Source organism: Acidobacteriota bacterium, from assembly GCA_039028635.1.
Taxonomy (GTDB): Bacteria; Acidobacteriota; Thermoanaerobaculia; order Multivoradales; family JBCCEF01; genus JBCCEF01.
In genome coordinates this window covers 83,907-110,900 of record JBCCHV010000002.1, presented here as the reverse complement: position 1 = coordinate 110,900, position 26,994 = coordinate 83,907, and the positions used below count along the sequence as shown (strand labels likewise).

Here is a 26,994-nt window from a genome sequence, read left to right as displayed (position 1 = left end):
AGGGTCAGGAAATTTTCGTATTGATGCGTCCGTTGTTAGGGCAAGGCAATTTCGAGACTTGAAGGCTCCGCTCCGGGCGAGGAGCGCGGGCCGACTTCGGAGGTGTGAATGGCCGGACTCCAAGCCACGGCGGATGGCGAGATCACGGCGCTCTTGGCCGCCTGGGCGGCGGGCCACGAGCAGGCGACGGATGATCTCTTCGAGCGCCTCTATCCGGAGCTGCGTCGATTGGCGCGACAACGGCTACTGCGGGAGCCCCACACGGCGCTGCAGGCGACCGAGCTGGCCCACGAGGTGTTTCTTCGTCTGGCCCGTCAGAACCGCTGCCACTGGCACAGCCGTGAGCAGTTCTTCGCCCTGTCGTCGACTCTTCTGCGACGAGTGCTGGTGGATCGAGCCAAGCATCGGCTGCGTCGCAAGCGTGGCTCCGGTGTCGCCCTGTTGTCCCTCGACGAGGTCGCGGCGCCGGGTCTGCTGCCGCCCTCCCACTCGCTCCTCGATATCGATCGCGCCCTCGAAGAGCTGGCCGAGATACGGGCGACGGCGGCGCGGGTGGTCGAGCTCCTGATCTTCGCCGGTCTGAGTCTCGACGAGACCGCCCATGCCCTCAACCTGGGGCGGTCGACGGTGCAGCGACGCTGGCGCTTCGCCCGCTCCTGGCTGGCTCGTCGCCTGTCGTGAAAGAGCTTTCGCCACCACGTTGGCGACTGGCGGAGAAGATCTTCGAGGAGGCCGTGGCGTTGTCGCCGGGTGAGCGAGCGGCGTTTCTCGACCGGTCCCTCGCTGACGATGCCGATCTCCGCCGGGTGGTCGAGGAGCTTCTCGCCGTCGATCCTGGGGACGATTCGACCCACCGCCGCGTCGACGAAATGCCCGTCTTCGATCGCTATCGGGTCGAGAGCTTTCTCGGCAGTGGTGGCATGGGGCGGGTCTACCTCTGTCGCCGGCGTGACGAGGGGCTCGCTCAGCGGTTGGCGGTCAAGGTGCTCCGCGACGGGGGCCGCGCCGACAGCCTGTTGCGCGAGTGCCGCATCCTGTCGCGCCTCGCCCATCCCAATATCGCGCGCTTTCTCGATGCCGGAACCACCGGCGCCGGACAGCCCTACGTTGCCATGGAGTACGTCGAAGGTCTTCCCCTGACCGAGTTCTGCGACACCCGTCGCCTGCCGATCGCGGAGCGCTTGAAGCTCTTTCGAAGGGTCTGTCAGGCGGTGGAGCACGCTCATCAACAGCTCATCGTCCACCGCGATCTCAAGCCCTCGAACATTCTGGTGACGGACGAAGGCGAGCCGCGGCTGCTCGACTTCGGCATCGCCAAGTATCTGGCGGCGGAGGCCGGGGACGAGACCACACAGCGTTTTCTGACGCCGGGCTACGCCAGTCCGGAGGTTCTTCAGGGCGGGGAGGCCACGCGAGTCTCGGACGTCTATTCCCTGGGGGTCGTGCTCTGCGAGCTGCTCTACGGTCACCGTCCGACGGGCGATTCGAGCTCTGTCGAGCCGGTTGCAGGAGCGGCCCACCTGCGTCGTTCCACACCCCGACGATTGCGGATCGAGCTGAGCGGGGATCTCGAGCGCATCGTGCAGACCAGCCTGGTCGACGATCCGGTCGAGCGCTACGACTCCGTGGCGGCCCTCGATCGCGATCTCGGACGTTATCTCCAGGGGTTGCCGATTGCGGCGCGCGGGCCGACGTTGGTCTATCGCCTCGGCAAGCTCGTCCAGCGGCGTCGCTGGGCGACGGCGGCGCTGTTGCTCGCTGGGCTCGCTTCGCTGGTGGCGATGGGCTCCCTTTGGCGGGCCGATCGTCAGGTGGCGCGAGCCGAGCAGGCGTCCCAGCGGGTGTCCGATCTGCTGGCCGGTGTCCTGAGCTTCACCGACCCCTACGACAATCCCGACCTGGCGCGGGACGGTGAGGGCGCCGATCTCGACCGCATGCTGCTCTTTGCCGCCCAGCAGCTGCGGCGCGACCTCGCCGATCAACCGGTCCTGCAGGCCCGTCTGTTGGCGGACCTCGGCGATGCCGCCTTCCATCGCGGCAACTTGGACGAAGGCTTGGCCCTGCTCGAGGAGAGCTGGCGTCTGGCGCGGGATGTCCTCGGTCGGAGCCATCCGGTGACCTTCGATCGCCTCGAGGCGGTCATCCTGGCGCTCTTCGATGCCGGCCGCTTCGCTCCTGCAGCGCAGCACCTCACCCGGCTGGAGCCGATGCAAACCCAGCCCGATCACCGTCTCCGCCGGCTCGATCTCGAGGGCCGCTTGCTCTACTACCGGGGGGATTTTCCCGGGGCCGAGGCGGCCTTTCGGCGCGCTGCCCAAGGTTTCGCCGGTCGAGGGGATCGGCGCGAGGCGTTGACGGTGATGAATCTGGCCTGGGCGTTGAGCCTGCAGCGCGATCTGCCGGCCGCCGAGGAGCAGCTCGAGCGCTCGCGTGGGCTGTTGGCCGAGGCCGGCCTGCTCGGTACGCCGGACGAGGCTCGATGGCTCTACTTCCTGAAGGTCGTGCGGGTACGCCAAGGACGAGCCGAGGAAGCGGTCGAGCTGATGCGTCGCTCCCTCGAGATACGGCGGCGCACCCAAGGGGCGTTCCATCCCGAGACCGTCACCGCGGTCGCCACCATGGGAGAGACGCTCTTTCGGCAGGGCGACTTCGAGGGTGCTCGCCGGCTCCTCGAGGAGGCGCTGGCGGGAGATCTTCGACTGCGTGGCGAAGATCATCCGGAGGTCGCCAAGGACCTCCAGTCGCTCGCCTTGGTGAGTTGGGAGCTGGGCGACCTGGAGCAGGCTCGCGCCTACTCCGAGCGCGCCCTCGGGCAGGCCTTGAAGGTCTGGGGGCCAGCGGATCGCGGCACCCTGAGCTATCACCGGACCTTGGCGGGCCTCGATCTCGCCGCGGGTCGGCTGGGACAGGCCGAATCCCGGCTGGTCGAGACCATTCGCCGGCAGGCAGAGGTGCTCGGACCGGAGCATCGCTCCACCTGCCACAGCCGGCTCTACCTGGCCGAGGTGCTGATGCAGCAGCGCGGGCGCCTGGCCGAGGCCCTGGAGGAGGCGGAGCTCGCCCATCGCGCCATTGCGGCTGCCGTGCCGCCGCGCCACTGGCTGCTCGGGTTCGCGCGCAGCGCTCACGGAGCGGTACTGTCTCGCGCCGGTTGTCGAGAGCAGGCCCTGGAGTGGCTCGAGGAGGGCCATCGCACCGTGCTCCGGGAGCGCGGAGAGAGGTCCCGATTGACCCGTGCCGCCGCCGCCCGGCTGGCGGCACACCATCTCCGAAGTGAATCTTCACCGGCAGGCGAAGGCGGAAAATGTGCAGCTCTCGCAGGGATGGAGAGGAGTCGCTGAGGCGGTTTCGCTTTCGGAGTGCGTCGTCGGCTCCGCTCCGGAGTCGGCGCTGCTCGGCTCTCGCGCCATGAAAAATTTCGTGTTTTCAGATGTTTGAGTGTTCGGATGCTCGTTTTGTTTAGCTTGTTGACCTGCGTTAAATCGCATACAATGATCGCTGTATCTGAATTCACTTGCGCAGTCTTTCGGCGAGGGAAGCGCCTGGAGCGCTGGGGCTTCGCCTATGCCGGTGAATCGAGCGGACGGTCGGTGATCGGGGTCCTGGCGGTCACCGACCCAAGGACGAAACGGAGGTCGTTATGCGTGGTCTCAAGAAGAGCATTTTGTGGACTCTGGCCGCTTTGCTGGCGGTCGGCACCCCGATGGTGGCCGGCGCCGCAGGATTCCCGGAGTACGCCGAGACGGAATACGAGCAGTCGATCATCACGATTCCGATCTTTGCCGGTGAAGACATGGAGAACCCGGTCGAGATCCTCAAGCTGACCGCCTTCATGCGCCTCGAGCGCGAGCTGCCGAAGCGCAATGGCCTCGGCCATCGTCAGATCGAGTTCACCATCGCCGACTGGGAGCTCTACGGCTACAGCGAGTTCCTCGATGCCGACATCACCTTCAAGCTGTCCGATGTGCCGGTGCAGCCGAAGAGCTTGGTGATCTCGCTGACCGAGGAGAACGACTACCCGGCGATGATCATCTACAACGCCATCTACGACATCTACATCGGTCAGAAGCGGGTGGCGAAGAACAAGCCCGGCGTCGCCTTTGCGAAGAACGTCTACGAAATTCCGCCGCGCAATATCAGCGTCGCCTTCTCGAAGCCGTTCCGCGGGCCGGAAGAAGATGTCAAGCCGGGAGCCCTCGACAACACGGCCGCGGGTGCTGGAGTCGGCGGTGAGAACAACGCCGGCGAGCCGCCGTTCCCGACCGGGCCTTGCCCGTACACCGGTTGCTGGGATCCGGGAACCTGCGAGGACATGTTCCAGATCACCAAGGCCGAGTTCGACGATGGGGTGGCCATCTCGAAGGCGATTCGGGCCGGCAAGATGACCCTCAAGGGCCAGTAGGCCTCCGACCACCGACCTCTGCCACCTCGCCGAAGCGCTCGTGCGGCCATTGCCGTGCGAGCGCACGTGAGAACATGGCCGGCGTCAGTCCTGAAAGCCGAGATGGGCCGAGGAGGCGCTGCCGCTGGTGGGCGGGCCGCCAACAAACTCCGCCATGGGAGCGAGGAGAACGCGATGCGATCCGCGAGCCAAGAGGTATCGATGAGAGCGATTCTGATGCTCGGAACGCTGGTGTCGGCGCTGGCGCTGGCCGTTCCGCAGGCGGCCGGTGGCGAGGCGGCGGACGGTGCGGAGGAGGCGGTTTCGATCGACCGCTTGTCCTTCATGGCCGGTTGCTGGGAAGGCGATCTCGGGGGCGGCGCTTCGATCCGCGAGACCTTCACCGCCCCCAAGGGCGGTGCCATGTTCGGCAACAGCCAGGTTGTGGCCGGCGGCGCGACCCAGTTCTTCGAGTTCATTCGGGTCGAGCAGACGGCCGACGGCATCGCCTACCGCCCCTACCCGGCGAGCAAGGAGACGGTGGCCTTCCCGCTGGCTCGGTCCTCGGCGACGGAGGCGGTGTTCGAGAATCCGGAGCACGACTATCCGCAGCGGGTTTCCTACCGCTTGATCGACGACGATCAACTGGTGGCCCAGATCGAAAAGACCGACGGCACCAAAGTGCAGAACTTCCGCATGACGGCGGTTCCCTGCGGCGGTGAGGAGCATCGCTCGGCCCTCGTCAAAGGTGGTTCCTGAGGCATTGACTCCCCCGATCCGCGGTGAGGGCGGTTCGCGATGAGGGCTCTGGTCTCTGTCTGTCTCCTCCTGTGCTCGGTGGGGTCCCTTCAGGCTGGTGAGATTCTCGTACCGGCCGAGTGCGATGCGCCCGAGAAGTGCTCGCTGGCGGCGGCGATCGCGCGCAGCAATCAGTCCCCCGGACGCGACGTGCTGGTTCTCGAAGCCGATGCGGTGTACCGCCTCGAGAGCTCCGACCACCAGAACGAAGGCGGCAACGGGTTGCCGGCGATCACCGACGACCTGGTGATCGAGGGCCGGGGTGCCCGCCTCGAACGGTTGGCCGACGATGACCAGCCCTTTCGCCTGCTGCGAGTGGCGGCCTCCGGGCGGCTGGAGCTGCGGCACTTGGTGCTGACCGGCGGCGCGACGCCGCGCGGCTTCGATGGTGCCGCCATCTGGAACGTCGGCGAGCTGGTGGTCGACTCCTGCGTCATCGAAGACAACCAGTCCGGCGATGACGGCGGCGGCATTCGCAATGACGGCACCCTGGTGCTGCGGGACTCGCTGTTGCGGCGCAACTCGGCGCGCTGGCGCGGTGGGGTGGGGGGAGGCCTGCAGAATGCCGAGCAGTTCGGTCCGGCAAGGGTCCGGATCGAGCGCACCACCTTCGCCGACAACGATGCCTGGGCCTCCGGCGGTGGCCTGTGGCTCGAGGGTTCGGTGACCATCGAAAGCTCGACCATCAGCGGCAACCGGGCCGGCAACCGCGGCGGCGGAATCCAGAATTATGGCGAGCTCGAGATCTATGGCTCGACGGTGACCGACAACCAGGCCCACGTCACCGGAGGTGGCTTGTTCACCTTCGGTTCGGTGGTCCTCGGCAACAGCATCCTGGCCAACAACCAGGCGATGATCTCGGCCGAATGCAAGGGCTCGCTGCGCTCCGCAGGCCACAACCTGCTGGGCAAGAAACTCTTCGAGTGCACCCTCCAGGGCGAGGCCCGGGGCGACTTGCTCGAAACCCGCGCCAGCCTCGGACCCTTGCGTGAGGTCGACGGCCAGCTGGTCCATTTGCCACGCGCCGGCAGCCCGGCCCTCGATGCCGGCAGCCCGGCGCCGCCCGGTAGCGGTGACGGTGCCTGCTCGGTGCGCGACCAGCGCGGCAAGCGTCGTGGCGGCGCCGCCGGGCGCTGCGACATCGGGGCCGTCGAGCTGCTTCCGGCTGCGGAGGTCGGCCGTTGAGGCGGTTTCGCGGCTTGGGGTTGCTGTTCTGCTGGGTTCTCGCCGGCGCCGCCCAGGCAGCTCCTGAAGCCTCGCCTTCGGCCCACGACACCGCCCTCGAAGCGCTGCGCGAGCTGCGCGCCCAGGTGCGGGTGCGAGTCGGCGAGGACGGTGGCGAACGGGTCATGGTCACCACCGACTCGCTGTGGCGCGGCGGCGATGATGGACTGCGCCACCTGGCCCAGATCCAGGGGCTGTACAAGCTGCGCATCGGCGGCTCGGTGAGCGATGCGGGCCTGGTTCATCTTGCCGGCCTCGCCGAGCTCGAAGCCCTCGACCTGCACCTGCCCGAGGTCACCGATGCCGGGGTGCGTCATCTGGCCGGCCTGGTCGGCCTCGAGCGCCTCAATTTGACCTACACCCAAACCAGTGACCGCGGTCTGCGCTGGCTCGAGGACATGACCCGCCTCAAGTGGCTCGGCCTGGTCTACACGCAGGTCACGGTGGCGGGCGTCGAGCGCCTTCGCAAGGTGTTGCCGAACACCACCATCGAAGGCGACTTCAAGCGCCAGAGAAGCGACTGAGCGAGCCTTTGGTGGCTCGTGGAACCAATTTCCAACCCATGAGGACGAGCACGATGTCGAGGATTCAAGCTGGCGGATGGGCGATGCGGATGACGGTTCTCGGAGCGCTGGCCCTGATCTTGGTGGCCGCCGGGCCGTCCTGGGCCGAGAAAGAGCCGCCGGCGACCTTCCTCTACAAATGGGGCGAGCCGGGCAACGGCACCGGTCAGTTCCGCGGCGTGCGCGGCATCGTGGCCTTCGATCGCACGGCCAGCGACCGCATTCTGGTGGTGGTGGCCGACACCGGCCGTGATCTGGTGCGTGCCTTCACCTCGGACATGATGTTCATCGACAAGTGGGGCGTGCGCGGCACGGAGCCGGGGCAGTTCGCCGAGCCACGAGGGGTGGCGATCGACCATCAGGGCAAGCTACTGGTGGTCGATGCGGCCAATCACCGCATCCAGAAGACCGAGGTCGGCACCTCCACCTTTCTCGAGAAGCCGGGAGAGACGTTGCTGGTGTTCGGCAAGCGCGGCAGCGGCGAGGGCGAGTTCGAGATGCCCACCGGGGTGGCGGTCACGCCGGCCAACGAAATCCTGGTGGTCGATACCGAGAACCACCGACTGCAGATCTTCGACGAGCGCGGCGAGTTCCTGCGCAGCATCGGCAAGAAGGGAACCGGACCCGGAGAGTTTCGGCGCCCGACCTATGCCGCCCTCGACTCGGCGGGCAACATCTTCGTCTCGGATACCGACAACAACCGCATCCAGAAGCTCGATGCCAAGGGCAATTTCGTGGCTCAGATCGGCAGCATCGGCAACCAGCTCGGCCGGGTCGCCGAGCCCAAGGGCATCGCCCTCGATGCCGCCGGCAACCTGTGGGTGGTGGATCGTCGCAACCACCGGGTGCAGAAGTTCGATGCCGAGGGCAACTCCCAGGGGGTGTTCGGCAAGCAGGGCGGGCGCGCCGGCGAGTTCAACTATCCCGAAGACATCAGCATCGACTCGAAGGGCCGGCTCTATGTCACCGACGGCATGAACGGTCGGATCCAGGTCTTCCGCCCCAACTGATTTCCCGGCCGTGAGATCGACCGGCGGGCGGTGCCGTGGGCGAGCGCCCGGAGCGGATTCGCCGGCATTCTCCATCCGAAGGGCGGCCTGTTGAAACGATCCTTGCCGCGGACGCTGTCCTTCTGGGCCATCGATCATCCGCGGTGGGTGATCGTTGCGTTCTGCCTGCTCCTGGCCCTGGCGGCCCCCGGGCTGACGCGTCTCGAGCTGCGCCTCGATGGCCGCGCTCTGGTGCCGTCCGATGCGCCGGCTTTGCTCGCTGACCAGCGAATTCAGCAGATCTTCGGAGTCCGCGACCCGCTGGTGGTGGTGATCGACACCGGACGCGCCGGGGGCATTCTGTCGGCGGACCGGCTGCGGGCGGTGCGCGAGCTGAACGGCGCCCTGGCCGGCCTCGAAGGGCTCGGTTGGGGCGCGCTCTCGAGCCTGGTGACGGAGCCGCGGGATCGGGTGGACTCGATCGACGCCTCGCCCTTCCTCTCGCCGTTGCCGGAGAGCGCCGCCGACCTCACCGAGCTCGAGCGGGACATCGCGGCCGCGGCGATTCTCACCGGGACCTTGGTCTCGGTCGATGGCGCCAGTACCGCAACCCTCGTCAAGGTTCCCGGTGGGGTCGATCGGCAGAGACTGGTCACGGCGGTGCAGAACGTCCTCGCCGAGGTCGAGCTGCCGGCGGGGACGCAGGCATTCCTGGTCGGGGCGCCGGCCGCGGAGGTCCTGCTCGGGCGCCATGTGCTAGCCGATCTGCAGCGCCTTCTGCCCCTCGCCCTGCTGCTGATGGCGCTGGTTCTGGGATGGTTCTTTCGTCGCCCCTGGGCCGTCGCCCTGGCCTTCGCCGAGGTCCTGGGCTGCCTGATCTTCACCTTCGGTTTGCTCGGCTGGAGCGGCCAGCCGATCTACCTCACGACGGCGATCCTGCCGGTGGTGCTGACCACCCTCGCCCTCACCGACGAGATCCATCTGTTGGCCGTCGGGCAGCGCATCGCCCGCCGCCGGCCGGCCGTCGCCGGTCGCTGTCTCGCCCGCGCCGTGGTGGCGGAGCTCGCCCGTCCGGTGGCGCTCACTTCATTGACCACGGCGTTGGCCTTTCTGTCGTTTCTGGCTTCGGACCTGCCGCCGGTGCGCAGCTTCGGCTCATGGGCCGCCGTCGGCGTGCTGTTCTGTCTCCTCTGGTCCCTTACGGTGACCCCGGTGTTGATGCGCCTGCTCGGCCCTCGCCGTTGGGTGGCGCCGGGAGATGGGTGGCACTTCGCCGGCTGGCGGCTGCGGGGACGCTGGCCGCTGGTAGCCGCCTTGGCGTTGCTGGTGCTGGTCGCCGGCGCTCTGCGGCTCGAGGTTCAAGACGGCTGGGTCAGTGGATTCGCCCGCGGTAGCGACTTCCGCCGCTCAGTGGAGCGCTTCAACGAGCAGTTCTATGGCGCCCATCGGTTGCAGCTTCGACTCGAGCTGCCGGCCACCGGCGGGGAAGCGCAGGACGCCAAGCCCTTCTGGGACCCCGAGGTGCTCGCCGCCGTCGAGCGCTTCGAGCGCGGACTGCGCTCCTTGCCGGCCGTGGGGGGTGTCCTCGGGCCCTACGGTCATCTCGCGGCGGTGACCCATCTCGCCCGCGGTCGGCCCGCCGGGCCGCGGGCACCTCCCGACGACGCCGAATACATCCGCCGCATGTGGCGGCGGATCGAGCTCGGCCGAGGTCCGGATCGGCGCCGCGAGATCGTCGACGACGACTATCGGCAGGGCTTGGTGACGGTGTTTCTCGGCGACGCCAACTACCGCGACACGGCGGCGGTGCTCGGCCGGGTCGACGAGCTCGCCGAGCGCGATCTGAAGCCCCTCGGTGGTCGCGTCGAGATCGGCGGCGACGTCGCCGTCAGTCAGGCGATGATCGCCGCCATCGTCGGGGGTCAGCTGAAGTCTCTGGCGCTGGCAGGGCTGGGAATCCTGCTCCTGCTGACCTGGTCGGCGGGAAGCCTTGGGCGGGCCCTGCGGGCCCTCTTGCCGGTTTCCTTGGCGGCGCTGGTCAGTCTCGGCGTGATGGGCTGGTGCGGCATCCCGATGGGCGTGGCGACCTCCATGTTCTTGGCCCTCAGCCTGGGGGTCGGAGTCGATTTTTCGGTCCATTTTATGGCGCGTGAGCGGGCCCACGGCAGTCGGCAGGCGGCGCGGGCCGCTATCGCTCCGGCGGTGCTGCTGGACGCCTTGGCTCTGGGGCTCGGCTTCGGACTGCTGGGCCTCTCGCAAGTGCCCGCCAACTCCCGCCTCGGCCTGCTGGTGGCCCTCGCCATGGTGACCGCCGCCGGGGTGACCCTGGTCGGCTTCCGTGGAGAGGAAAAAAGGCGTCTGCCATAATCGCCGCAAATGCTGTTCAGTCGATATCAGGAGGCCGGAAGGGCGTCCTCCCTCGCCGCTGCGCTCGTCCTTTGAATCTCGAAGTCTGAGGAGGTCTCGATGCAAGTACCGGTTCCGGAGCAGTTTTCGCAGTACATGCCCTTGGTGGTGCAGATCGCCACCGCTCTGGCGATTTTCATCGTCGGCTGGATCGCTTCGAAGTGGGCCCGGGCGCTCGCCATGCGGGTCATGCGCAAGAGCAACGTGGACGAAGCGCTGGCCCGTTTTCTCGGTGCCATCGTCCAGTACGCCGTCCTCGCTGCGGCGGTGATCACTTCCCTCGCCAAGGTGGGAGTGGAAACCACCAGCCTGGTGGCCCTCTTGGCCTCCGCCGGCCTGGCCGTCGGTCTCGCCCTCCAGGGCACCCTCGGACACTTCGCGTCGGGCGTGATGGTGCTGTTCTTCCGGCCCTTCGATCTCGGCCATCGCATCACCGCCGGCGGCCACACCGGGGCGGTCAACGACATCGGCCTGTTCGCCACCACCCTGGTGACTCCCGACAACGAGAAGATCATCATCCCCAACGGCGAGATCACCGGTGGCAGCATCGTCAACTTCTCCGAGCGGGGCAAGCTGCGCGCCAATATCTCGATCGGCGTCGCCTACGGCACCGATGTCGACCGCGCCATGGCGGTCATGATCAGGGCCTGCCAGAGCTGCGACAAGGTGCTCGACGATCCTGCGCCGTCGGTGGCCTTCGATGGCTTCGGTGCTTCGTCCCTCGACTTCCTGGTGCGTCCCTGGAGCTTGCCGGACGACTTCCCGGGAATGCACCACCAGGTGCGGCTGGCCCTCAACCGCGAGCTCGAGGCCGCCGGTATCGAGATTCCCTTCGATCAGATGGTGCTCCACAAGGTCGACTGAGGCCAACCGCAAGCTCCCACTCCCCGGGCGGAGCGCCGGTCGACGGCGCTCCGCCGCCCGCTTTGCGCCGCGGTTTCGGCGCGCCCCTTTCGAGTCCTCGGCGAGTCCGCCAGCAGGGACCTCTCGCACTCTGCGAGAGCCGAATTCCAGGGGTTTGTCGTCTTGACAAACCGGACTGAATTGGTCCAATATAAAAGCTCATCTATTGAGACGTCGTCTCAATAAGGCCGTGATCTGCCCTCGCTGGATTGCTCTCTGCGAGGCTGGGAGGTGAGAGTCGCGGCGATCTTCGAAGATGGCGGTGGCTTGTCCGTTTCTGGCGAGAAAGCCAGGTCCATCGCCGGTTTGAGAACCGGGTGCCGCACCCGCGGGGCTCGGGTCTCGGAGGAATGTGAAATGCGCCGTTTCATCGATCCGACGCGCTTTTGGGGAGCCCTCGGGGCTTCGCTCCTGATGCTGCTACTAGTGCTGATTCCCGTCACCTCGGTGGTGGCGGAAGAACTCTCCGAGGAGTCTGGCGACGAAGCCGAGGTCGGTGAGGAGGCCGCTCAGGGGCAGGGAACTTTTCTCGACACGGTGACGGTCACCGCCAGCCTTTCCGAGCGGACCATCGCCGAGACTCCTGGACAGGTCGACGTCATTGCCGCCGATGAGATCGAGAATCTCGGCCACACCAACGTCGCCGACCTGGTCAAGTACACGCCGGGCGTCTACGTCGACGGCGACGTCACTCGCCTCGGCCTCAGTGGATTCAACATTCGGGGTATTGGTGACAACCGCGTGCTGACCCAGGTCGATGGCGTTCCGACCGCCGAGCAGTTCGACTTCGGTCCTTTCAGCGTCACCCAGTACAGTGTCGACCTCGACTCTCTGGAGAGCGCCGAGATCGTGCGCAGCGCCGGCTCGGCTCTCTACGGGAGCGATGCCCTCGGCGGCGTGGTCGCCCTGCGCACCCGCAGCCCGCGCAGCTATCTCGCCGGCCAGCCGCAGTACTTCGGCTTCAAGGCCGGCTATGACGGTCGCGCCAGCGAGTTCGCCGAGACGCTGGTCTTTGCCCGCGGCACGGACCGCTGGCAGGGCTCGATTCTCTACAGCCGCCGCGATGGCGAAGAGCTCGACAACCAGGGTGAGAACGGGGCCCAGAACTTCACCCGCACCCAGCCGAATCCGATCGATCGTCAGCAGGACAACGTCCTCGCCAAGCTCGGCCGCACTTCCGACAGCTCGCAGCTCGACTTCACCGTCGAGTGGTTCCAGAGCGAGGCCGACACCGAGATCCTGAGCTCCCGCCGGCCGGCGTCGCCGTTCAGCGCCGCGACCATCGACTCCGATGCCGTCGATACGCAAGATCGCCTGCGCTTCAGCGTCGAGCAGAGCTTCGTGCTCGACACCAGCTGGATCGACTCCTTGCTCTGGCGCGGCTACTGGCAGGATGCCGAGACCGATCAGAACACCACTTCGGTGCGCCTGCCCAGCCAGCGGGAGGCCGATCGCAGCGGCCTCGTGGCCTTCGACCAGCAGACCTACGGCTTCGATGTCGAGGCGCGCACCGGTTGGGGCGCCGGCGACCAGAACCTGCTGACCTACGGTGTCTCGCTGCGTCGCGACAGCTTCGATCAGCTGCGCGACCGGGAGGAGTTCTTCCGCGACACCGGCGCTCCGGTGCCGACCACTCTCGCCTTCCCGACGAAGTACTTCCCGGAGAGCGATGTCGACGAGCTCGGTGCCTTCCTGCAGGCTGAGATCGAGCTCTTCGAGGGCCGCCTGCGCCTGATCCCGGGCGTGCGCTTCGACAGCTACGATCTCGATGCGGACCAGAACGACACCGTCTTCTTGGCCGGCAACCCGGGCACTCCCGCTCCCGTCGACCTGACCGAAGATTCGGTCTCGCCGAAGTTCGGTGCGGTGCTCGGCTTGGGCGACAGCCTGTCCCTCTTCGCCCAGTACGCCGAGGGTTTCCGGGCGCCGCCGATGAGCGCCGTCAACAACGGTTTCACCAACCAGGGCGGTGGCTACCGCACCCTGCCGAACCCGGATCTCGAGTCGGAGACCAGCCAGAACATCGAGCTCGGCTTCCGTGGCTCCTACTCTCGTGGCAGCTTCAGCATCGTGGCCTACGAGAACACCTATGAAGACTTCATCGACACCGTCTTCCTGGGCTTCAACCCGCAGGTCTTCCTGGTCGAGTTCCAGCCGCAGAACGTCGATGACGTCGAGATCTCCGGTCTCGAGCTCGCCGGTGAGCTGCGCTTCGGCGACAACTGGCTGCTGCGCGGTGCTTACACCCAGACCGAGGGTGACAACACGACCATCGACGAGCCCCTCGAGTCGATCGCGCCCGATTCGCTGGTTGCCGGTCTGCGCTATTCGGCCGATCGCTGGGGAGTCGAGGGGACGGCCACGGTAACCTCCAAGAAGAGCGCCGAGGATCTGCCGTCCACTTCGACCCGTTTCCAGGCCCCCGCCTACGAGGTCTTCGACCTGGCGGCTTGGGTGCGGCTGACGGATCGACTCTCGCTGCAGGCCACGGCGTGGAACTTGAGCGACGAGACCTACTGGATCTGGGCCAATGCCCGGGGCCAGAACGAAGGCTCGGCGACGCTCGATCGTTTCACCAGTCCGGGCCGCAATTTCGGTTTGCAGTTCCGGATGGAATTCTAGGAGCGAGGTGATCCCATGCAAGCTCGACTCTGTCGCTGGCTTTTGATCGCTGTCGCCGTCGAGGCGGTGTCGTTCGTGGCCTATGGTGCTGCTCTCGAGGAGCTGCCGCCGGTGCCCGTCGCCGTGGCCAGCTTTGGTGCCGCCGTCAACGGTGATGGCCTTTATGTCTATGGCGGTCACATCGGCGAGGTCCATCAGCACTCGGTGTCCGACCTGTCCCACGCCTTCTACCACCTCGATCTGCGCCAGCCGCAGAACGGCTGGCAGAAGGTGGGCGACGTGCAGGGCTTGCAGGGATTGCCGATGGTCTCCCACGGCAACGACGTCTGCCGCGTTGGCGGTATGGAGGCGCGCAACGCCAAGGGAGATCCCGAAGACATGTACTCGCTGCCCTCGATACGGTGCTACGACACCGTTGCCGGGAGCTGGCGAGACCTCCCGCCGATGCCGCAGGGTCGGTCTTCCCACGACGCCGTCGTGGTGGGTGATCAGCTCTTCGTCGTCGGCGGCTGGCAACTCCGCGGCAAGGACGACAAGCCCCTCTGGCTCGATCAGATGGCGGTGCTCGACCTGAAGGCGGAGATGCCGGCTTGGCGTTACATTCCGCAGCCCTTCGAGCGCCGCGCTCTGGCGGTGGCGGCGGCGGACGGCAAGGTGTTCGCTTTCGGCGGCCTCGGTCGCGATGGCACTAGCCGGCGCGTCGACGTTTTCGACATCGACACGGAGACCTGGGCGGAAGGCATGGAGCTGCCGAAGATGGCCGGCAACCTGAAGGGCTTCGGCGTCTCCGCCTTCGGGGTCGATGGCAAGGTCTACCTCTCCGGCGCCGATGGCGCCGTGCACGCCCTCGATGGCGCCAGCCTCGAGTGGGAGGAGAACCTCGGCGAGATCAAGAAAGAGCGTTTCTTCCATCGCCTGGTGCCCTACGGTGACCACCTGCTGTTCGTGGGTGGTGCCTCCTTCAACGGCCACCTCGCCAATGTCGAAGCTCTCGACCGCACCCAGTTGGTGAGCGCCGCGTCGATGGCGCTGGCGAAGGCTTCCGGCGTCTGGCCCGGCTTCCGCGGTCGCGGGGATGGCCGGGTCGACGGTGGTGAGATGCCGGTCCACTGGTCGGCGGAACAGAATTTGGGCTGGCGCTTGTCTCTGCCCGGCTACGGTCAGTCCGCTCCGGTGGTGTGGGGCGAGACGGTTTATGTGACCTCGGCCGTCGGTGATGAGAAAGAGACGCTGGTGATGACGGCGGTCGATCTCAACAGCGGCGAAATCCTCTGGCGGCGACGCTATCCGGCGAGTCAGAAGATCGAAGCTTCGGAGATGGTGAGCCGCAGCGCCCCGACTCCGACGGTCGATGCCGAGCGGGTTTACGCTTTCTGGGAGAGCGGTGATGTCGTCGCCCTCAGTCACGATGGCGAGACCCTGTGGAAGCGCTCCCTGACCAACGACTATGGTCCGTTCGAGGGCAATCACGGTCTGGCGAGCTCGCCTTTGCTCACCGACGACGGCCTGATCGTCCAGGTGACCCACGGCGGTCCTTCTTACTTCGTTGCTCTCGATCCGGCGACGGGCGAGAACCGCTGGAAGGTGGATCGTCCGTCGAAGACCGCCTGGACGACGCCGATCGAGCTCGCCGACGGCATCGTGCTGTCGAGCGCCGCCGGCCGGGTCGAGGCCTTCCGGTCCGAAGACGGCGAGGTGCTGTGGTCCGTCAACGGCATCGAGAAGAACCACGTTCCGTCGGTGGTGGCGAGCTCTGGGCTGGTGGTGGCGGCGAGCTCCGAGACCGGTCAGAGCCTGGCCTTCCGGCGTGACGATTCCGGTGCCGTCGAGCACGATTCCATTCTCTGGCGGGCCGACGGCGTCGCTTCGGGCTTCGGCTCGCCGGCGATTCAAGGCCCTTGCGTCACCTTCGTCAACAAGGCCGGAGTCCTCAACTGTCTCGACCCGGACACCGGTGAGTCGAAGTGGAAGCATCGCCTGGCGTCTTCTTGCTGGGCTTCGCCGGTGCTCGCCGGGGATCGGGTCTACTTCTTCACCAAGAAGGGCGATACCGCGGTCCTCGAGCTGGGCGACGAGGGACCGACCGTCGTCGCCGAGAACTCCTTGCCGATCGATGGCACGGTCTACGGTGTGGCGGCCGTACCCAAGGCGTTCGTCATTCGCACCGGCACCGAGATACTCCGTATCGGTGGCTCCGAAGGCGGAGCGCCGACTCAAACCGCGTCCGTTACCTCGGAAAGCGCCAAGCGCTGAGGGGAGGACGCCTCCATGTTCCATGGGATCCACGACGACCGTCCGGGCGGGGCCTTCGCTCGCCTGGGTTGCTTTGCTGGATTCTCTTGGTTGGCCCTGCTGTTGATCATCATCGGCGGCTGGCTGGCGAGCTCGCCGGCCAGCCCGACCTCCGCAGAGGGATCTGCCGTCCTGAGTGAGGCTTTGTCCGGCAGCACCGAACCCGGTTGCGCCTTGCAGACGCCTCGCTTCGAAAGTGAACCTTCGGGATGACTCGCTCGTCCCGGCACCGATCGTCTTTGCTAGTTCGAAAGGAACGACGGACCGATGACCACCAAGGGCTGCAATCCGTTGGATTCGTGCCAGGAGATGTGCTTTCGTTCCGGCAAAGGGACGATGTCGCGCTGCCTGGATTGTGGGTGTTGGGAGATGGAGTATGGGAACTTTCGCCTGTCGCTGGACTCGGATGGCGCGTCGAGCCTGTTGATCGAGGTGGATCGACTCCTGGAGCAGGTCGACCGTGGAATCAACCCCGACCAGAAGATCTTTTTCCGCGTCGGAGCCACCGGAGTTCGGTTCGTGCTGCCCGCCGCCGAGCTTGGTCACCTGCGAGCCCTGCTGGGCGCCACGCAAGGGGAGCTCATTCCTCTCGAAGGGTTGGCGAACTGATGCCGGCTCCCAAGGCTGCAGGCTCCGTGGCGGGTCTATACCTCGGTTTCGGGGTCGTTTCGCTGGTGCTCGTGCTGTTCTGGGTGTTCGCCCTGCTGGTGGCCTGACGGCGGACTCGCGCGGGCCTTTCTTCGCGCCTCGTCCCGCGCAGGCAGCGAACCACTCCCCGTCCCTCGACTGGAAGTACAATGGCGAGTCGGCTCCCGGTCGGAGTGGAGCCATGGACACGAATCCACGAGGAGTCTCTCCCTATGCGCTGCACCAAAATCCTTGCACTCCTGGGCTGCCTGTCTCTGCTTTCGACGGCGGCCTGGGCGAAAAAGAACAATCCCAATATCGCTCTGGTCTACAGCCCGACGACGGCGGTGGCGGAAGCCTCCTCGACGCCCAGCTCGGCAATGCGCGGCGTCTCGGTGGCGCTGCTGCTCTCCGATGAGCGTGCCAGCGAGAACGATCGTCACCTCGGCAGTCGCACCGACGATGACGACCGTCGCTTCGACCTGCAGGCGACCAACGACGTCATCAAGTTCCTCGAGGATTCGCTCGAGAAGCAGGCGCGCCAGTGGGGTTACTCGGTGGCCGACGCCGGTGACGCCGGCGTGGTGTTGGTGGGGCGGGTGATGCAGTTCGAGGTCGAAGAGACCAATCAGGCGGTCGGCGCCAGCTACAACGCCGAGTGCACCATCGAGCTAGAGCTCCGGGACCGTGCCGGCAAGAGCCTGTGGTCGAGCTCGGTGTACGGCGACGCCAGCCGTTACGGCAAGAAGTTCAGCTCTGAGAACACCAACGAGGTGCTGAGCGATGCCCTTTCCGAGGCTTTCGCCCAGGGTCTCAACGATGCCGCCCTACGCGATGCTTGGGGCGGTGGCGAGCAGGCTGCCGGGGGGCGCTCTGGAAGCGGCAAGCCGGCGGCGCCGATGACTCCGGAAAAGGCCCTGTCGGAGGTCGAGAGCCTGATGGCCAAAGACTTCGGCGAAGAAACCCTGATCGACTACCTCAAGGGCCGGCGCCTGACCCGCGCCATGGGAGCGGATGATCTGGCCAAGTGGAAGGACGCGGGAGTCCCGGAGTCGGTCATCCGGGTGGCGGCGACCTTGCGGGTCGAGTAGCCGCTGGAAGGTTTCGGCTCGCCGGCGTGGCTCGGTGAGCGACTGGAGAACGTTCTAAGCCGGGGCTCGAGCCCCGGCTTTTTCGTGTCCGCGTCGCCGCTAGCCCGACGTTCTCACCAGATCTCTTGGCGAAAGGTCGAAGGTTGCTGAAGATGCAAGGCATCGGCCGGTGCCGCGACGACGCCGTACTGGACGTACTGCGAGGAGTGTAGCCGGCCGATAACGCAGCAGATTCTGTGACCTACGGCCTTGTAGCCGAGAGCTGGTGAGAAGGTCGGGCTAACCGCGACCGACCGTCTGGAAGGCCCACTCACGACCGAGGTCGCCCTTCATGGCGAGATGGATCCACAGGATGGCGAGATTCTCGAGAGCCGCCGCGTTGCGCAGTGGACCCGCATCGAGGGGGACGAATCCGGCGCCGGAGATCAGCTTGGCGAGCTGCTCCTTGGCGGCTACGTCGTCGGCCGCGAGATGCACCTGGGTGGCGAAGCCGTGGGCCAGCTCCGGGTGCCGCATGAGCTGGGCTCCCATGGTCGAGAATCCCTTCACCCAGCGGGCCAGCGGGTGGCCCTTGGCGAGCTCGGCCGCCATCGAGCCGGCCGGTGGCGGATCCCACGCCGGGCTACCATCGGCGAAGCTCACCGGATTGGTGCAGTCGACGACGATCTTGCCGGCCAGGTCGATGCCTTCCAGGGCCGCGACGGCAGCCTCGTGGGGCACCGCGAGGAAGACGACCGGAGCGGCGGCGCAGGCGGTGGCGATGTCGATGGCCCGAGCCTTTTCACCGCAGCGCGCCAACAGCGCCGAGACGTCGCGGCCGGGCCGGACTCCGAAGACGATCTGGTGACCCGTCTCGGCGAAGCGCTCGCCAAGCGCCGCTCCGACGCTGCCCACTCCGACAATCGCGAGTGAATCCATGTCTTAGGGGCCGCCGCCGAGGGCGGTCAGGGGATCCCACTCGATCTTGTCGTAGTCCGCGGGAGCGCCGTAGGCGTTCGCTGGAGCCTCCCCTTCGCGGATCGAGATCAGCTGCTCGGCGAAGGTGAAGACGTTGCCGCCAAGATCGTAGGTGGTCTCGTTGAGAACCGGAAAGCCGGGGACCTTCTCGAGCTTCTCGACGACCGCCTTGCCGCCCGGCTGCATGGTGGCAATGCTCATGGTGAGATCGCGGAAGGGCTCGAGGTCGAGATCGAGATCGGCCATCCACAACTTCGAGGTCACCGCCATGCCCATCGGGTTGGTGATCTCGAGGTCGTAGCGCCGGCCTTTCCACTCACCGACTGCCTGGGTCTCCTCGGAAGGGGACACGGCGACCTCGAGATCGAACATCGCGGCCATCGACTTCATCTCTTCGGGCAGCATCGCGAGGACGTCGATCGGCAGGGCGATGCGGCTGAAGCTCTTGGCTTGGTGGTTGACCACCAGGAGCTCGTTGGCCGCCTTTTCCAGCACGATGGTGGTGCGTCCGTCGGCCCGGCTGACGCGGTCCTTCCCGATCCAGATCTCGATTTCGGAGGGGTTTTCGTTCTCACCCTGCTGGGTGCGCTCGAGGGTCAGCAGGGTGTCCGCGGCGACCGGGACGGCAAAGGCCAGCAGGCACGCGACGGCGACGAGTTGAGAGCTTCTGAGGATCCGCTGGATCATGGGGGTGATTCTCCTTCCGGCAGCAGTGGTTGATTCCCTGAGAATGGAAGCAGGAACCGTGCCGGTGGTTACGTTCTTGGCGGTCCCGGGGTTCGATGCCAGAATAGAACCCAGCGGAGGGAATTTCGACCTTCGCAAAGGAGAGTTTGCCATGCCCCTTTACGAGTATGCCTGCAGCGAGTGTCGCCACAGCTTCGAGGTGCTTCAGCGAATCGGCGACGACGGCGAGGGTTTGAGCTGTCCGCGCTGCCGGGCCGACAGCGTACAGCGTCAGCTCTCCACTTTCGCTGCTCATGGCGGCAGCGGCTCTTCGCAGGAAGCAGCGGGCTGTGGCGAACCGGCCTGCGGCGCCGGCGCCGGCTTCACTTGAGGCTAGGCGAGCGGCCCGGGCGGTCGCATCGTCAATTTTCTTCGCCTGCCGGTGGCGCTTCCGCCTCGCGCCGGTAGCGCTCCAGGTCCACTACCGTATCGATGTCTTGCCAACACCGGTGGAGCTCGGTGGGTGGCTCCAGCAGCGCGACGCCGTCCCCTTCGGCGAGCGCCCGGGGGCCGTGCCGGCCGGTGGCGGCGAGGTCTTCCAGCAGCGCCGCTGCCGATGGCTCGTAGAGGGCGAGCAACGGCTGCACTTCGCGCGGATCGCCGGTCATCGGCAGGATGGCGCGGCGCGCCGGCCGTCGCTCGCTGATCAGCCAGTCCACCGCCTCGGGACGCACCGCCGGGTGATCGCAGGGAGCGAAGATCCAGCCGTGGTCCGGGCGCCTTCGGAAGGCGGTGAGCATGGCCGCCAGCGGGCCGCGCAGGTCCTCTGCGGCAGGATCGTCGGGCCATTGTGGCAGGGCCTCGAGGGCGGGCGGCACCGGCCCAGCACCCAGCAGAACACATTCCCCGACGCGGCCCGCGAGGGCGCGATACGCCTGTTCCGCCAAGGAAACGCCGGCGACTTCCGCCAGTTGTTTGGGGCGGCCGAAGCGGCGGCTGGCACCGCCGATCAGAAGGCCCGCGGCCAGGGGAGGGAAGGAGCTCACGAAGGTGAGCCCGAGGCGCTCTTCTTGCGAATGTAGAGGCGCTTCTCCACTTGCGCGACGAGCTCGCCTTGGTCGTCGAGGACCTCGGCCACAAAGGTCGGCTCGACCTTGTCGGCCGACTCCGCCTGCTGCCGCAGCTCCTCGACCTGATCGCCGGTGATGCGGAAATGAGCCTCGACGGTGCCCTTCCCCGGACGGACGAAGCGGACCTCGGCGGCCTTGTCCCACACGATGTAGTCGCGGCCCAGGCGCTGCGCCAGGATGAGCACGAAGAAAGGGTCGCACATCGAGTAGAGGGAGCCGCCGTAGTGGGTGCCGAAGTAGTTTCGGTTCCACCAGTGCAGCTTCATGCGCACCCGAATCGACCCCTCCGCCGGTCGCATCTCGGTCACCCGGATACCGGCGCCGACGAAGGGCGGATAGAAGTTGATGGCCTTGAGCCGGAGGCTCTGGAGCCAGGTGCGCCGGCGGCCCACGTCCGGTGCTACGCCGCGCTCAGGCCGCGCAGCATCTCGACGAAGGCGTCGCGCTGGGCGGCGAGGGTGGCGTCGGGGCCGGTGGCCTTGAAGAACCACGGGCCGCCGGGGCCTTCGATCACCGCCGCCAGCATGCGGAAGTTGGGCTGCCGCTCGGTCGGTCCGACCCCCATCGTGCTCGGCAGCATGGTGCCGGCGACATCGAGCCAAGTGACGCGCAGGCCGTTGCTCTCGAAAGTCTCACGACGCGGCTGATCGCCGGGCGCCATCTCCATCTGGCCGATCCAGCGCGTCAGGTTGGCCTCCACGCTGCCGCCCTGGCCGGGGAAGTGGAACATGGCGATCTGGCCCGGCCCGGCCTCGCCGGGAATCGAGGCCTGCATCTGCCGCATCGGAGAGCTCGGAGTCTCCTCGGTCCAGTCCGCCGGCAGGTCGACCGTCAACTGGCCGCTGCCACCGCCAGAGTCGGCAGGCGAACCGCCGCCGCCGCGGGTCGTGATCGGGCCGATCGGTTCCGGCGTGCCGCCGCCATCGGAAGTACCGGCCGACGCCGGCGAAGCACCCTCGCCGCCACTACAGGCGACGAGGATCAGAGCGAGGGTGATCAGGGCCAGAGCGCGCATTGTGCGGTCCTTTCTCACGTTGGTTGGGCTCGCGTGGAGCGGGGCTCGAGGTCGGGTTGGAAAGTCCGGCGAGGCCGCTGTTCAGGCCCCGGAAGATTGGCCTTCGATTCTATCTGACGGAAGCGGCTCCCGGTTCAGCGTCTTGATCGGCCGGGGCTCAAGGCGATGTTGACAGAGAGCTGTTCCGGCTCCGAGCCGATCTGGGGCTTGGGGAGAGGGGGCTCAGCGGTCCCGAGACGGGTTTCCTTGCCTAAGGACCGCTGAACGACCACCGGCCCGTACCCCCGGACTCGAAGCCGTCGACGAAAATCAGGTCTGGCTGCAGGGCATCGTCGATCCCATTGCCGTCGCTGTCGACGAGCTCGTGAGCTCCCACGTCACAAGAGTCGTCGGCGTTGCCGGAGCTGGAATGGTCGAAGGGCCGCAGGAAACCACGGACGTCTCGGGTTGCTGAGGAAATCGCACAGCTCCCCTGGTCTAGAGCCGGACTCCCGAGGGAAACGGCGTGGACCGGTAGGCACGAACCGTTCGGCAATGGGGTCGTACAGCCGAGCTCGGCGAGGGGAGCAAGCAGAGGATCGACGCCGACCTGGTCATGGGTGGCGGCGAAGGTGCAATTGCCCGGGGTTTGAACCAGATTGTGGCCCAAACTTCCGATCGGAGCGCTGGTGTGGCAGTCCTCAGCCGTCGGAGACCCTCCGCCGCTGGTGCGCGAGTTGCCGGCGAGAGCTGTATTGTCGATCGCAGTGGAAGAGGTGATCGCGATCCACAAACCGCCGCCTTCGGCGGTGCCTCCGCCTCCGTCTCCTAATCCTCCCAGCACTCTGTTCTCGGTGAGAGTACTGTGGCTGAGCTGAAGTTGGACCCTGCCTTCGATCGCTCCGCCAAAGGCCAGACCTCCGGTACCTCCGCCGCTACTGTCGCCGCCCCGCGCCTCGTTGTCCGTCAAGGTCATCGCTCTCAGGGTCGTCGATCCGGCGACGGTGAGGCCGCCACCGCTGGCGTCTCCACCGGCTCCTGAGGTCGCGTCGCCGCCGCGGGCCCGATTGCTGGCGACCGTCGCGTCCTCGAACCAGGATCCGGCATTGACCAGGGCCGCACCGCCCAACGCAGCCCCACCCACGACTCCGTCACCGCCGCGGGCGAGGTTCCCGAACCAGTAGCTTCTCGTCAGCTCGACGGCGTTGGTGAAGAGGCCACCTCCCTGGGCACGACCGGCTTCGCCCAGGTCACTGCTTCCGCCCACTGCTTGATTGCCGTCGAAGATCAATCCACTCCAGCTTCCCGAGTTGTCGAGCTTGAAGACCGCTCCCCCCACCGCCAAGCCGCCGAACCCGCTTCCTCCGTGACCGCCTCTCGCCAGATTGGCGTGGAACGAAGTCTCCGAGACGTTTGGGACCTCCCAGGCATAAAGCGCTCCCCCGAGTCCGGAACCACCACCGGTCGCGCCGGCACCGCCCAGGGCTTGATTCTGTGAAAACGTACAGCCTGCGATCGTTCCGAGAGCGTCGAGAGCCGCGAAGATGGCACCTCCGTGAGCATCTCCGTCTGGGCCTGAGGCCGCCGTGTTGTGGGAGAACCCGGAATCGATCAGCATCGCGGGCTGTCCCGCCCCGGAAGCGAGGAAGAGGGCACCACCGGAGCCCGCTGCCGAGTCCTGGATTGCGCGCGCATGGTTGTTTTGGAATTCCGAGTCGGCGATCGTCACTCCACTCCATTGAGAGGCGGCGTGGATGGCGCCGCCACGAGCGATGCTGTCGCTGGAATCGGCCTGCGCGACGTTGTTTTCGAACAGACAACCCGAAGCCTCGATGGCGGCACCGAGATCCAAATGGATGGCACCGCCGAGCTGAGCGCACCCGCCCCGTAGGGTCAGTCCTTCGAGAACCAAGCGACCGCCCGAGACGATATTGAAGAGACGGAACTGGTCGCTGCCATCGGCTACGCAAGGAAGAGAGGCATCCCGCTCGACGACGACGGCGGCGCCGGCCCTCAAGATCACCTCCGAGGCGATGTCGGGAAGGCCGGCATGCTCGCCGCCGAGATTCGAAGAGCCTGCCGTATCTGCGGCAGTCAAGGTCACGTCGACGTCCAGCCGGATCGTCTCGACCCCACCGGCGCCATGGCAGTTACCCTGATCCAGATTGGCATTGGCGGACTCGATGGCATCCTTCAAAGTACAAGCACCGTCCACCACGATCGTTCCTCCAAAGAAGTCGACCGAAAGCAAGAAGGTGTCCGAAACGGTGAGCCCACCCGGATCCGTTGCGGTCACCATGACCAGATGAGGCGAAGCGCCGACGTCGCCGAGGGTTGGAGTTCCGGTGATGACGCCGGCCGGAGAAAGGGTCAGAGAATCGGGCAGCCCCACTGCCTCGAAGCTCAACGTCTGCATCTCTTCGTCGGCAAAGCTGCCGGCGACCTCGATGTTCACCGCCACGCCAGTGTCGACCGTTTGGTCGGCGATCGGTGAGCTCACCACCGGGGGGTCGTTGATCTCGATGGAGGACGACGAGATGTCGGCTTGAAACTCGAGCACCAGAGGCGTGTCGTTTGCCGCCATCTCGCCGGACGAGGAAGCGCTGGTGACGTGGCTGACCTGGAAGGTCTCCGGCGTCGCTGTGGTAGCAGAAGGCGAGATATCGGCAGCGAGCCACCACGACTGATCCGAGCCATGGGCCAAGAGCACGTGAGGGTCGCCGTCGATCATCGTCAAGGTCAACACGCCGTTGGTCAGAGCGAAAGGTGCTCCTTGGGTGAAGAACAGGGTGTCGTCGGTGGTGGGTTCGAAGATCGCGTCCCCATCGTCGCGAAAGAGCATCAAAGAGTCGACTAGCGCGTTCAGCTCCGAGTCACTCAGGGGGTCTCCCTCAGTTTCTTCGAACTTCAACTCCAAGGTCGCCAACTCGGCGGCCTCGTCTCCTAGCCTTCCGCGATGGACCCCATCGATGCGCAGGAGTGCCAGATCGTCAGTCCCGTCGTTGGGTGTCGGTGAGGTCACGGCGTCCAAGGTTGGCAGGGCGAAGTGGCCACCGCGATTCTCCCACCAGGCGACTCGATTACCGCCACCTACCGCCAAGAGATCAGGAATGCTGTTGCCGTCGAGGTCGCCCACGGCGAGGTCGAAAGACCCTGCAAAGTTGCTGTCGACGATCTGCCGGTTCCAAATGGAACCGTCCCCTTCGACGTTTTCCCACCAGATCACGCCACCATTGGTCCCGGAAGCGCCCAGCACATCTTCATCGCCATCGCCGTCCAGGTCCTCGGCGGCCACGGTAAAGGCGCCTTCGAAGTTGAGATCGATATCTCGGCGGGACCAGGCGGAGCCGTCTCCCATCGTGTTCTCCCACCAAGTGATGGCGTCCTCGTGCTGGGCAGCGCTCAAGATATCGATATCTCCGTCGCGGTCGATGTCGGCAGCGGCGACCGACGACGCCCCGTCGAGGTCGCGAATCAGGTCGCGGTGAACCCAGACGGAGCCGTCTCCCGCCGTGTTCTCCCACCAGGCGATGTCGTCCCCGTGAGCGGCAGCTCCCACCAAGTCGATGTCCCCATCGCGGTCGATGTCTGAGGCGAGGACCGAGGCTGCGCCATCGAAGTCGAGGGCAATGTCGTGGCGGGTCCAGACGGAGCCGTCTCCCAGTGTGTTCTCCCACCAGGCAATGTCGTCGGCCCAGAGGGCCATGGCGATGATGTCGAGATCGCCGTCTCGATCGAGGTCTGCAGCTTGTGCGTCCCAGGCGGCTCGGAAGCCCGTCGCGACCTGATGTCGAATCCAAGACGTACAGTCTCCCGCCGTGTTCTCCCACCAATCCACGGCGTTCGCATGAAAGGCCGCTCCCAGGGCGTCGAGATCGCCGTCGCCGTCGAGGTCCGCCGCGGCCACCGAACGAGCTCCCAGAAATCCCCCGTCGATGGTCGTCTTCGTCCATGCGGTTCCGGTTCCCGAGGTGTTCTCCCAACAGGCGACCTCGTCGCGGAGCTCTGCAGCGGTCAGAACGTCGAGATCACCGTCCCCGTCGATATCTGCGGTGGTCACAGAAGACGCCCTCTGAAGACCGGTGCCGATCGTGCGCTCATCGGGAAAAACGGCACTCCTATGCGGGGTTCGGTTCTCCCACCAACCGACGACATCGTCCCGCCTCGATGCTCCAGCCAGATCGAGATCGCCGTCCCCGTCGAGGTCTGCTGCGAGCAGCTTGAACCCGTCCCCAGGGCCCAAGAATCGTTCGGTCCACGCGGAGCCGTCGCCGTTCGTGTTCTCCAGCCAGACGGCGAGATCCCTCCCGTCGGTCAGGACGTCGAGATCGCCATCGCCGTCGAGGTCCGTCGTGCTGATGGCGCGCCCGTCGAGCATCGAGATCGGGATGAGCTGCTCGGTCCACGCGGAGCCATCGCCGGCAGTGTTTTCCCACCACGCAGCACCCGGGCTGATACTCGTTCGCAGGAGATCGAGGTCGCCATCGCCGTCCAGGTCGGCGATCGCCACGCTGGCGGTATTGCCGGTGTCCAGGATGTGCTCGCACCAGTCGGCGGGGCAGGGGCCCGCACCGTCCAGATCGTTCTCGAACCAACTGAACTCGCCGCCGCCCTCGCCGGTACCACCCAAGATGTCGGTGTCCCCGTCCCCGTCCAGGTCTGCCAGTGCGACTGCCTGGGCTCCTTCGAAGTCGGGATCGACGATGTGTTGGGTCCAGTTCGAACCGTCCCCGGGGTTCTCGTACCAGACGACAGCGTCACCGGCGCGCAACATGCCGACCACGTCGAGGTCACCATCGCGGTCGATGTCGGCCAGGGCCACTGCATTGGCGCCGAATGCAGAGCCATCCACGGTGTGCTCGCAAAAATCGCCACCGCAGGCGGCCCCGGAACCGAGATCGTTCTCCCACCAGAGGATCGCGCTGGAGAAAAAGGCGGCGCCCACGAGGTCAGCGTCGCCATCACCGTCGAGGTCACCGACGGCGACACCCCGAGCCAGGTCGAAATCGAGCTCGAGATCATGGCGGCTCCAGGCGGAGCCATCGCCGGCAGTGTTCTCCCACCAAGCCACGTCATCGGCTATCTCTGCTGAGCCGAAAAGGTCGAGGTCGCCGTCGCCGTCCAAATCGGCAACGCCGAGGTCAACGGCACCATCGAAGGGATCTTCGATCGCGGAAAAGCCACCGAAGGGTACCTCTGCCGCCATGGCTGGCAGGGCCAACCCAAGGACAACGGCGGTGAGGAGGAGGACGAAGAGAAGCTCTTCCTGATGATCGATCCGGTATCGCATTCGTGGCTCTCCTGGTTCCAGAAAGGCGATTCAGCCTTCTGCCCGGTAGAGCGCAGGATCC

Annotated in this window: 21 protein-coding genes; 15 read left to right on the top strand and 6 right to left on the bottom strand. The window is 66.3% G+C overall.

What is annotated here, in order from left to right:
- The first annotated feature begins 108 nt into the window (after positions 1-108).
- The 14 genes from AAF604_01635 (at position 109) to AAF604_01570 (ending at position 17,896) form a co-directional block, all read left to right on the top strand.
- Entirely contained in the window at positions 109-681 is a 573-nt protein-coding gene (locus AAF604_01635) for an ECF-type sigma factor (GenBank protein ID MEM7048323.1), read from the top strand.
- Positions 678-3,341 (top strand): tetratricopeptide repeat protein, encoded by a 2,664-nt coding sequence (locus AAF604_01630; protein ID MEM7048322.1) that lies wholly within the window; start codon positions 678-680, stop codon positions 3,339-3,341. Before AAF604_01635 ends, AAF604_01630 begins: the two co-directional genes overlap by 4 nt.
- Before the next feature lie 299 nt (positions 3,342-3,640).
- Positions 3,641-4,402, top strand: a complete 762-nt coding sequence (locus AAF604_01625) for a hypothetical protein (protein ID MEM7048321.1) — start codon at positions 3,641-3,643, stop codon at positions 4,400-4,402.
- Positions 4,403-4,603: 201 nt separating this feature from the next.
- Positions 4,604-5,140 carry a DUF6265 family protein gene (locus tag AAF604_01620; GenBank protein ID MEM7048320.1) on the top strand — a complete coding sequence of 179 codons (537 nt, stop codon included), beginning with the start codon at positions 4,604-4,606 and terminating at the stop codon, positions 5,138-5,140.
- 39 nt (positions 5,141-5,179) lie between these two features.
- Entirely contained in the window at positions 5,180-6,364 is a 1,185-nt protein-coding gene (locus tag AAF604_01615) for a choice-of-anchor Q domain-containing protein (protein MEM7048319.1), read from the top strand.
- Positions 6,361-6,927 carry a hypothetical protein gene (locus AAF604_01610; GenBank protein ID MEM7048318.1) on the top strand — a complete coding sequence of 189 codons (567 nt, stop codon included), beginning with the start codon at positions 6,361-6,363 and terminating at the stop codon, positions 6,925-6,927. The genes AAF604_01615 and AAF604_01610 overlap by 4 nt, the downstream gene beginning before the upstream one ends.
- Before the next feature lie 89 nt (positions 6,928-7,016).
- Positions 7,017-7,976 (top strand): 6-bladed beta-propeller, encoded by a 960-nt coding sequence (locus AAF604_01605; protein MEM7048317.1) that lies wholly within the window; start codon positions 7,017-7,019, stop codon positions 7,974-7,976.
- 90 nt (positions 7,977-8,066) lie between these two features.
- A complete protein-coding gene (locus AAF604_01600; GenBank protein ID MEM7048316.1) occupies positions 8,067-10,322 on the top strand; it encodes an MMPL family transporter in 2,256 nt (751 codons plus the stop codon).
- A 99-nt stretch (positions 10,323-10,421) separates the two neighbouring features.
- A complete protein-coding gene (locus tag AAF604_01595) occupies positions 10,422-11,225 on the top strand; it encodes a mechanosensitive ion channel domain-containing protein (GenBank protein ID MEM7048315.1) in 804 nt (267 codons plus the stop codon).
- Between the two features lie 396 nt (positions 11,226-11,621).
- On the top strand, positions 11,622-13,886 hold the full coding sequence (locus AAF604_01590) for a TonB-dependent hemoglobin/transferrin/lactoferrin family receptor (protein ID MEM7048314.1): 2,265 nt from the start codon (positions 11,622-11,624) through the stop codon (positions 13,884-13,886).
- A 15-nt stretch (positions 13,887-13,901) separates the two neighbouring features.
- Positions 13,902-16,139: a PQQ-binding-like beta-propeller repeat protein gene (locus AAF604_01585; GenBank protein MEM7048313.1), complete on the top strand. Its 2,238-nt coding sequence runs from the start codon at positions 13,902-13,904 to the stop codon at positions 16,137-16,139.
- A 15-nt stretch (positions 16,140-16,154) separates the two neighbouring features.
- Positions 16,155-16,391 carry a hypothetical protein gene (locus AAF604_01580; GenBank protein ID MEM7048312.1) on the top strand — a complete coding sequence of 79 codons (237 nt, stop codon included), beginning with the start codon at positions 16,155-16,157 and terminating at the stop codon, positions 16,389-16,391.
- Positions 16,392-16,547: 156 nt separating this feature from the next.
- Entirely contained in the window at positions 16,548-16,787 is a 240-nt protein-coding gene (locus AAF604_01575; GenBank protein MEM7048311.1) for a hypothetical protein, read from the top strand.
- A 251-nt stretch (positions 16,788-17,038) separates the two neighbouring features.
- On the top strand, positions 17,039-17,896 hold the full coding sequence (locus tag AAF604_01570; protein MEM7048310.1) for a YajG family lipoprotein: 858 nt from the start codon (positions 17,039-17,041) through the stop codon (positions 17,894-17,896).
- A gap of 279 nt (positions 17,897-18,175) precedes the next feature.
- On the opposite strand, the gene AAF604_01565 is transcribed toward AAF604_01570, so the two are convergent.
- Positions 18,176-18,814 carry an NAD(P)-binding domain-containing protein gene (locus tag AAF604_01565; protein MEM7048309.1) on the bottom strand — a complete coding sequence of 213 codons (639 nt, stop codon included), beginning with the start codon at positions 18,812-18,814 and terminating at the stop codon, positions 18,176-18,178.
- Positions 18,815-18,817: 3 nt separating this feature from the next.
- A complete protein-coding gene (locus AAF604_01560) occupies positions 18,818-19,540 on the bottom strand; it encodes a DUF4412 domain-containing protein (protein ID MEM7048308.1) in 723 nt (240 codons plus the stop codon).
- Positions 19,541-19,691: 151 nt separating this feature from the next.
- On the opposite strand from AAF604_01560, the gene AAF604_01555 reads away from it, so the two are divergent.
- Positions 19,692-19,910, top strand: coding sequence for a zinc ribbon domain-containing protein (locus tag AAF604_01555; GenBank protein ID MEM7048307.1), 219 nt, complete (start codon positions 19,692-19,694; stop codon positions 19,908-19,910).
- Between the two features lie 31 nt (positions 19,911-19,941).
- On the opposite strand, the gene AAF604_01550 is transcribed toward AAF604_01555, so the two are convergent.
- From AAF604_01550 to AAF604_01535, 4 genes are all read right to left on the bottom strand, one after another.
- Positions 19,942-20,565 carry an NTP transferase domain-containing protein gene (locus AAF604_01550; GenBank protein ID MEM7048306.1) on the bottom strand — a complete coding sequence of 208 codons (624 nt, stop codon included), beginning with the start codon at positions 20,563-20,565 and terminating at the stop codon, positions 19,942-19,944.
- A complete protein-coding gene (locus AAF604_01545) occupies positions 20,562-21,041 on the bottom strand; it encodes a DUF4442 domain-containing protein (GenBank protein MEM7048305.1) in 480 nt (159 codons plus the stop codon). The genes AAF604_01550 and AAF604_01545 overlap by 4 nt, the downstream gene beginning before the upstream one ends.
- An 8-nt stretch (positions 21,042-21,049) precedes the next feature.
- Complete coding sequence (locus tag AAF604_01540) at positions 21,050-21,664, bottom strand: hypothetical protein (GenBank protein ID MEM7048304.1); 615 nt, start codon at positions 21,662-21,664, stop codon at positions 21,050-21,052.
- A 250-nt stretch (positions 21,665-21,914) separates the two neighbouring features.
- Positions 21,915-26,933 (bottom strand): FG-GAP-like repeat-containing protein, encoded by a 5,019-nt coding sequence (locus AAF604_01535; protein MEM7048303.1) that lies wholly within the window; start codon positions 26,931-26,933, stop codon positions 21,915-21,917.
- Positions 26,934-26,994: the final 61 nt, after the last annotated feature.

Coding starts and splice junctions, on each gene's coding strand:
- AAF604_01635 (MEM7048323.1), top strand. CDS start 109: ATGGCCGGACTCCAAGCCACGGCGGATGGCGAGATCACGGCGCTCTTG.
- AAF604_01625 (MEM7048321.1), top strand. CDS start 3,641: ATGCGTGGTCTCAAGAAGAGCATTTTGTGGACTCTGGCCGCTTTGCTG.
- AAF604_01620 (MEM7048320.1), top strand. CDS start 4,604: ATGAGAGCGATTCTGATGCTCGGAACGCTGGTGTCGGCGCTGGCGCTG.
- AAF604_01615 (MEM7048319.1), top strand. CDS start 5,180: ATGAGGGCTCTGGTCTCTGTCTGTCTCCTCCTGTGCTCGGTGGGGTCC.
- AAF604_01605 (MEM7048317.1), top strand. CDS start 7,017: ATGACGGTTCTCGGAGCGCTGGCCCTGATCTTGGTGGCCGCCGGGCCG.
- AAF604_01595 (MEM7048315.1), top strand. CDS start 10,422: ATGCAAGTACCGGTTCCGGAGCAGTTTTCGCAGTACATGCCCTTGGTG.
- AAF604_01590 (MEM7048314.1), top strand. CDS start 11,622: ATGCGCCGTTTCATCGATCCGACGCGCTTTTGGGGAGCCCTCGGGGCT.
- AAF604_01585 (MEM7048313.1), top strand. CDS start 13,902: ATGCAAGCTCGACTCTGTCGCTGGCTTTTGATCGCTGTCGCCGTCGAG.
- AAF604_01580 (MEM7048312.1), top strand. CDS start 16,155: ATGTTCCATGGGATCCACGACGACCGTCCGGGCGGGGCCTTCGCTCGC.
- AAF604_01575 (MEM7048311.1), top strand. CDS start 16,548: ATGGAGTATGGGAACTTTCGCCTGTCGCTGGACTCGGATGGCGCGTCG.
- AAF604_01570 (MEM7048310.1), top strand. CDS start 17,039: ATGCGCTGCACCAAAATCCTTGCACTCCTGGGCTGCCTGTCTCTGCTT.
- AAF604_01565 (MEM7048309.1), bottom strand. CDS start 18,814: ATGGATTCACTCGCGATTGTCGGAGTGGGCAGCGTCGGAGCGGCGCTT.
- AAF604_01560 (MEM7048308.1), bottom strand. CDS start 19,540: ATGATCCAGCGGATCCTCAGAAGCTCTCAACTCGTCGCCGTCGCGTGC.
- AAF604_01555 (MEM7048307.1), top strand. CDS start 19,692: ATGCCCCTTTACGAGTATGCCTGCAGCGAGTGTCGCCACAGCTTCGAG.
- AAF604_01540 (MEM7048304.1), bottom strand. CDS start 21,664: ATGCGCGCTCTGGCCCTGATCACCCTCGCTCTGATCCTCGTCGCCTGT.
- AAF604_01535 (MEM7048303.1), bottom strand. CDS start 26,933: ATGCGATACCGGATCGATCATCAGGAAGAGCTTCTCTTCGTCCTCCTC.